Below are 7,405 nucleotides of genomic sequence, written 5' to 3'. Positions count from 1 at the left end.
GGATAGACCTGTTGTCCTCTCTCTTTTTCTGATCTTTTCTTCCAATAACATGTCAATGTACGCTGCCCCAAGGGGCCATGTACAAAAAGGTATTCAGGTGCCTATATCGGCGGTGTCCACCTCTTCCCATTCCGAACAGAGAAGTTAAGCCCGCCAGAGCCGATGGTATTGCCGTAACAGGTGGGAGAGTAGGTCGGTGCCTAATCTTATACGGGAGCCCGCTGTCAACAGACAGCGGGCTTTCTGTTTTTGGGGGAAACGGTAAGCAAACCAGGGAGCAGGCAGGTCCGGTGCACGGCGGCGGGCGGATTCGATCCGCCCCTACGGAATGGGGGACGTTCAGGCGCAAGTTACTGCCGAATGATCTTGGTCCATCCTCCCATCAAGTGGATCCTGGTCCCTTACCAGATCTTGGTCCATCCTCCCATCCCATCCATCCTGGTTCAAACAATCCTCCCATCCCATCCATCAATCCTCCCATCCCTCATCCTAATTAACTCTCCTAAACATCCTTTCCCATCCAGCTCTTTTCCCTCCTTGTTATCAACACTTTTTGATTTTTCTATTAGGAAAATAAATCTTAAAAAACCTTGCTATAGTCTTTATGGAAATTTAAAAACCTGAGAGTTAAAATTAGATGTATAATATTAATTTTTAGGTCCTGTCTAACAATTATTATGTTTCAATAAATGTATGGTTTAGGCAGTTTATTTATATGGTTTATACTATTAATCCTAATAAATCTACGTTTTTGATAGATTATAGCAAGTTTGTGACCTAATATAATTTTGGAAATAAACATATATTGTCCATTCGTTTACTTATCTATTCAACTTCTTAAATATCTTATTCTCGGCTATTTTATGGTATATTTTTTTTTATATCTTGGTTTTTATAATTAGCCGATAAGCCAAAATTTCACTTTGCCGACATAGAATTTTAATTAACCAGATAGGTGTGATGACCTATTATATATTATAAATTTTTTTGAATTAATCTATTTTATGATGTTTATGGAAAATAAATCATTGCCACCTTAGTTAGTTTTAGTTGCATAATAATTAAAACAATAATTTATTAATAACAATTTATTTAAAAAACTAAAATTATGAGCTGGAATAAACCTAATGACGTTCCAAACATAAATTACCTAAAGCCTATGAATCTCTTAAAACTTGTCCTTTGTTCAAGTTCTATTTTGTTCATGGCAAATGCTGAGGCCGCGCCTCACTATCTTTGGAAAACAGATAAAATAGAATCGAATCTGGATTATTCTTTTGGTCTCCCTCAACAAACAACTGTAAAAGGTGTTTTAGTGGATGAACAAGGAGCGCCAGTTCCTAACGCTTCTATTTTGGTAAAAGGCACAAATGAAGGATCCAAATCGGATGATCAGGGTAGATTCTCTTTTCAGACGACAAAACCAAAAGGTGTTTTGGTCATCAGCCACATGAGCTATGCGACGACCGAAATGCCAATCAACACCGCTACACAGATGAGAATTGTCTTAAAAGAGAATTCCTCAACAGATATTGAAGAGGTAGTTGTCACTTCATTTGGTATTAAACGTGACCGTAAGACTTTGGGATATGGGGTAGCTGAAGTCAAAGCGGACGAATTATCGAAATCACCAACTCCGGATGTTACCAATGCTTTGGCAGGTAGGTTATCAGGTGTTCAAGTAAGTGGTTCGGGTGGTGGATTTGCGGGATCAAACATTACCATCAGGGGATTTTCGACCTTCACTGGAAGTAACCAACCCTTGTATGTGGTAGATGGTATTCCTTTGGATAATTCAGGTGGTGGTAACTCAGTTAACTCTGGGGTTGTAAATTCAAGTCGTATTTCGGATATCAACCCTCAGGATATTGAATCTATGAGCGTTCTTAAGGGTGCTGCTGCAACTGTTCTTTATGGTTCTAGAGCAGCCTCGGGGGTAATCTTGATCACGACCAAGAAAGCTAAAAAAGGAATAAAAAATCAAATATCAGTAGGAACAAATACAGGTGTCGGTTTGGTTTCCCGAATGCCAGCTTTCCAAAATGAATATGCTCAGGGTAGTAATGGAAACTATAATAATTCCGTAACTGGATCTTGGGGACCAAAGATAGCTGGACAAGAGGTGACCAACTGGTTTGGCGATAAAGAGAATTTGCAAGCCTATCCAGATAATATCAATGATATCCTTCAAAACTCTGTAAGTTCTGTAAACGATTTAAGTTTTACAGGTTCTGGAGAAAAATATGACTATCGTGTATCTTATGGATATACTGTAGAAACAGGTCTCCTTCCAAGCAATAAGCTTACTAGAAATAATATTTCCGTAAATGCTTCTACTGACCTAACCGAAAAATTTAAAGTTGGTACTTCATTTTCTTATGTGAATAACCTTTCAAATCGTACACAAGCTGGTAACCAAGGTGCCAATCCACTTTGGAGAGGTATTTATACACCAAGAAGTTATGATTTGACCAATATGCCATTTAAAGATGCGGAAGGCAACCAATTATGGTTTGCGCCAGAGGATCATCCATACTGGTCAATCGAAAATATTAGAAATAACAATGAGGTTAACCGCTTCTACGGTAACATTAACTTGAAATATGATTTCCTTGATTGGTTAACAGCTGATTTAAAAGTGGGTGCCGATGTTTTCAGTATGGTATCGAAGGGTTTCGATAATAAGGGAATCCGCAGTAATGGAAATACAAGCTCTGCTGGAGCAGGTGGGGTACAGGATCGCAATGTTTCAATGAAAAACATCAACTCTTATTTCACAGTGACTGCGAATAAGAAGGTGTTTGAAAACTGGAACTTGATCGCTACAGTAGGTAATGAAATTATTGCAAATAATAGAAATACGCTACAGTCTACCGGTTTAGGTATTGTATTGCCAAATTTTGATAACCAAAGTAACTTCTTGACTTTTAATACTTCAGGAAATATCAATCAAAACAGACAAGTAGGGGTATTTGCCGACGTGGTAATGGATTATAAATCTTATCTATCCTTGAATGTAAAGGCTAGGAATGACTTTTCCTCAACTTTATCCAAGGGAAATCGCTCCATTTTTTATCCAGCAGCAGCTGTGAGTTTAGTGTTGACTGATGCATTTCCAAGTCTAAAATCAAATGTATTGACCATGGCAAAAGTTCGTGCCAATGTGGGTGAAGTAGGTAAAGGAACTTCTCCATACGAAACAAACACTTATTTCGGTAGAGCAAGTGCTTCTGATGGTTTCGTTTCCACTTTAGTAAGTTTTCCATATAATGGACTGGCAGGCTATACATTGAATAATAGCGCTGGAAATAATGACTTAAGACCAGAGTTTACAAGAGAGTATGAATTGGGATTAGATTTGTCTTTGTACAATGGTAGGATCAGCTTTGAGGGATCGGTGTATGAAAGAGATACTCGTAACTTAATATTTGCCGTACCGGCACCATCTTCATCTGGTTTTACTTCCATGGTGACCAACGCAGGTAGTTTATCGACCAAAGGAGTTGAATTGATGTTAAACTTAGTGCCTGTTCAAAAAGAAAACTTCACTTGGAGATCAGGAATTAACTTTACCAAATTCAAATCAATCGTTGAAGAATTGGCACCAGGAGTAAATAATATCTCCATTGGTGGATTTACCTCTCCTAACATTAGATTAGTGGCCGGACAAGAATATGGACAGATTTGGTCAAATGCATACCAAAGGGACGATCAAGGCCGAATGATTATTAATGCCAATGGATTACCAAAACCAACAACCAGTGTCCAAAAAGTAGGAAATCCTAACCCTAAATTTAATTTAGGATGGACCAATGACTTTAACTATAAGGACTTTACCTTATCCTTCTTAGTAGATTTCAAATATAAAGGTGATGTGATGTCAAGGACCATTGGAGATTTAAGAATCCAGGGTGTAGCTGAAGAAACAGCGGAATTTGAACGTATTGATGGTTCAGGAAATGTGACTAAGCCATATATTTTCGAAGGTGTATTAGAAGATGGTTCACCAAATACTACCTACGTTTCTGCCCAACAATACTATAGCTTACAAGGTAAATATGTAGCCTGGGAAGGATATGTATTGGATGGAACTTTTGTAAAACTGAGAGAGGCTAACATTTCCTATAAGTTGCCAACAAAATGGTTGGAAGGACAGAATTTTATTAAAGGAGTTAATATTTCGGTTTATGGTCGGAACTTGTTGACCTATGCTCCAAATTTCCCACACCTTGATCCAGAACAAAACTTGTTAGGTATCAGTAATGCAAGGGGATTGGAGTTTGGATTCAGTCCAACACCGCGAACCATTGGAGGTAGTGTAAGATTTAGCTTATAAAATTGAAAGAAGATGAAAAAGATATTTAGTTTATTAACAGTCGCTACCTTGTTAGGTGCTGCATCTTGCAGTTCGTTTTTGGATGTAAATGATGATCCAAACAACGTTACTAAGGTTGGTATTAATCAATTACTGCCTGCTGTGACTGTAAATGTGGGATATTTTGGGGCGAGTGATTTATTACGTGTAAGTGGCGCTTTTGTTCAACAATTTAGTGGACAAGGACCTGTTCAAGGACACGTCGCTTTTAAAGAATATGAACGTTACAACGTGAATGATTCTGATATTAATAATCAATGGGTAACCTTGTTTGGTACTGCATTAAGTGATATATCAGTTCTCATTAAACAAGCAACAGAAGAGGGTAGTCCTCATTATGCAGGTGTAGCGAAACTTTTGAAAGCTTTTATTTATCAAGTAACAGTAGATGCCTGGGGAGATGTTCCTTATTTTAATGCTTCAATGTTTGGAGAAAACTTAAAGCCAGAGGTTGACGATGATGAACTGATCTATAAAGATTTGATCCGTTTAATCGATGAAGGAATTGCAGATATCAATGCCGGGACTTCTGTTCTTTCTCCAAATTCGTTTTCCGCCATTTATGCTTCAAGCAATTGGGCAACATCTAAGGAAAAATGGGAGAAATTTGGAAACACCTTAAAATTGAGAATTTACCTGCATTATTCAGCAAAAGATCCTAACTTCTCCAAAACCAAGATCAATGAGCTCGTTAATTCAGGTGCAAAATTCTTTGCTAGCAATGAGGATGGATTCACAATGAACTTCTTAAGTTCTCCCCAACGTCAGAATCCGATTTACAGTATTGAATTGGGTCAATATAGAAATCAGTTCTTGCCGAATCGCTATATCGTCGATTTGATGAACAATAATGAAGATCCACGTAGAGAGAGGTATTTTACGCCATTCCCATATTTTTCAAATCCCAAAACCTATAAAGGTTCAAGTGTAATGGATGCGAATGTATCCAGTGAGTATTCCAGATTACATGAATATTTATATGGAAATGTGACTTCCTTCAATCCTAGTATGGTGGATGCTAAAGGAGCATTACAAACAGGGGCTATTTCCTATAGTGGAGAATCTCCTGCTCGATTGTTGACTTTTGCAGAGTATAATTTTATCCGTGCTGAGGCAGCATTGATGAATGGAGCAGCAGCAGAAGCGCAAACATTCTATGCTGCGGGCATTAAGGCTTCATTTGATGAAAGTAAATTACCTGCAAGCAGCTTGGCCACTTATATGGCAAGTAAGGGTACTTTAGCAGGAACAAACCAGCAAAAATTAGAACAGATTATTACCGAAAAGTACATTGCTAATTTTGGGGTTGTTGCTGAACCATGGACAGATTACAGAAGAACAGGTTATCCTGCATTGACACCTTTGAAAAAACCAATAGCTATTTACGATGAGGTTCCAAGATCATTGTTATATTCTCAATCAGAAGCAAACAATAATCCAAATATCAAACAGAAATCTAGCATGTTGGAAAGAGTATTTTGGGATACCAGACAATAATTAATAAATTTCAATTGTAATCAATTATCAACAATATAAACACAATGAAAAGATACATTTTAATTTTATCAGCACTAATTATGACGATTGCTGTGCAGGCTCAACGAATGCCCTTAGCAGATAGCACAATTGTTACAAAACATAGTGTTACTGCAAATGGTCAGAAATTTGGCTATACAGCAATGACCGGAACACAACCAGTTTGGGATCAAAAAGGCAATGTTTTAGCAACTGTTCATTTCACGTATTATACCCGTGATGATATCAGTAACAGAGCAAAAAGACCTTTAGTAATTTCCTTCAATGGTGGCCCAGGTTCAGGTTCAGTTTGGATGCACTTAGCATACACTGGTCCTAGAATGCTAAACATCGATGATGAAGGTTATCCATTACAACCTTATGGTGTAAAGGAAAATCCATATTCTATCTTAGATGTGGCCGATATCGTGTACATTGATCCAATCAATACCGGTTATTCACGCATATTAGACGAAAAAGCTGATCGTTCTCTTTTCTTTGGTACCAATGCCGATATCAAATATTTAGCGGAATGGATCAATACATTTGTAACTAGAAACAATCGCTGGGCATCACCTAAATATTTAATCGGTGAAAGTTATGGTACTACTCGTGTTTCTGGTTTAGCCTTAGAATTGCAAAATGCTCAATGGATGTACTTGAATGGAGTAATCTTAGTATCTCCAACTGATCTTGGTATTAAGAGAGAAGGTGCAGTGGAAAAAGCTAACTTTTGGCCATACTATGCTGCTACAGCATGGTACCATAAGCAGTTAGCTCCAGAATTGCAAAACAGAGATTTAGAAGAATTCCTTCCTGAAGTGGAAAAATTCACTATCGAAGAACTACTTCCAGCTATCGCAAAAGGTTCTAGTATCAGTGCTGCAGAAAAATCAGCAGTGATCAAGAAAATGGCTAGATATTCTGGATTGTCTGAAACTGTAATTGAGCAAAACAATATGGATATTCCAACTGCCTTATATTGGAAAGAATTATTGCGTGATCAAGGTAAAACTGTGGGTCGTTTGGATTCAAGATATATTGGTATGGACTTCCGCGATGGTGGTGAACGTCCAGATTATAATTCAGAATTAACTTCTTGGTTGCATTCCTTTACCCCAGCAATTAATTACTATTATACCAATGAGCTGAATTATAAGGCGGATGTGAAATATAATATGTTCGGACCAGTTCATCCTTGGGATAGAAGCAATGACAACACAGGTTATAATTTAAGACAAGCGATGGCAGCTAACCCTTACTTGCATTTAATGGTTCAGTCAGGGTACTACGATGCTGCTTGTGATTATTTCAATGCGAAGTATAATATGTGGCAAATGGATCCTTCTGGTAAATTGAAATCAAGAATGAGTTGGATCGGATACAGAAGTGGTCACATGATGTATTTACGTAAAGAAGACTTAATCAAAGCAAACGAAGATATTCGTCAATTCATTAAAAAATCTTTACCAGCAGCTGATCAACCAGCTAAATACTAGTGTTTTTTTTAATTAA

At 37.6% G+C, this 7,405-nt stretch carries 3 protein-coding genes and 1 rRNA gene; all 4 read left to right on the top strand.

Translation table 11 applies throughout. From position 1 onward, the window contains the following. Nucleotides 1-93 precede the first annotated feature (93 nt). The 4 genes from rrf to ACK2WI_RS11870 all read left to right on the top strand — a co-directional run bounded on the left by rrf (nucleotide 94) and on the right by ACK2WI_RS11870 (nucleotide 7,389). A 5S ribosomal RNA gene (rrf, locus tag ACK2WI_RS11885) occupies nucleotides 94-205 on the top strand. A gap of 903 nt (nucleotides 206-1,108) precedes the next feature. Next, nucleotides 1,109-4,336 carry a SusC/RagA family TonB-linked outer membrane protein gene (locus ACK2WI_RS11880; RefSeq protein ID WP_312698289.1) on the top strand — a complete coding sequence of 1,076 codons (3,228 nt, stop codon included), beginning with the start codon at nucleotides 1,109-1,111 and terminating at the stop codon, nucleotides 4,334-4,336. A gap of 12 nt (nucleotides 4,337-4,348) precedes the next feature. Further along, nucleotides 4,349-5,872, top strand: coding sequence for a SusD/RagB family nutrient-binding outer membrane lipoprotein (locus tag ACK2WI_RS11875; RefSeq protein WP_409150995.1), 1,524 nt, complete (start codon nucleotides 4,349-4,351; stop codon nucleotides 5,870-5,872). 44 nt (nucleotides 5,873-5,916) lie between these two features. Beyond that, the gene (locus tag ACK2WI_RS11870) at nucleotides 5,917-7,389 is read left to right on the top strand and encodes a S10 family serine carboxypeptidase-like protein (RefSeq protein ID WP_312698291.1); all 1,473 of its coding nucleotides are present in this window, start codon (nucleotides 5,917-5,919) and stop codon (nucleotides 7,387-7,389) included. Nucleotides 7,390-7,405 lie beyond the last annotated feature (16 nt).

This window comes from Sphingobacterium sp. BS-2 (assembly GCF_046161205.1).
Classification (GTDB): Bacteria; Bacteroidota; Bacteroidia; order Sphingobacteriales; family Sphingobacteriaceae; genus Sphingobacterium; species Sphingobacterium mizutaii.
Note: the sequence above shows the minus strand (reverse complement) of the source record. Positions and strands in the feature narration are given on the sequence as shown.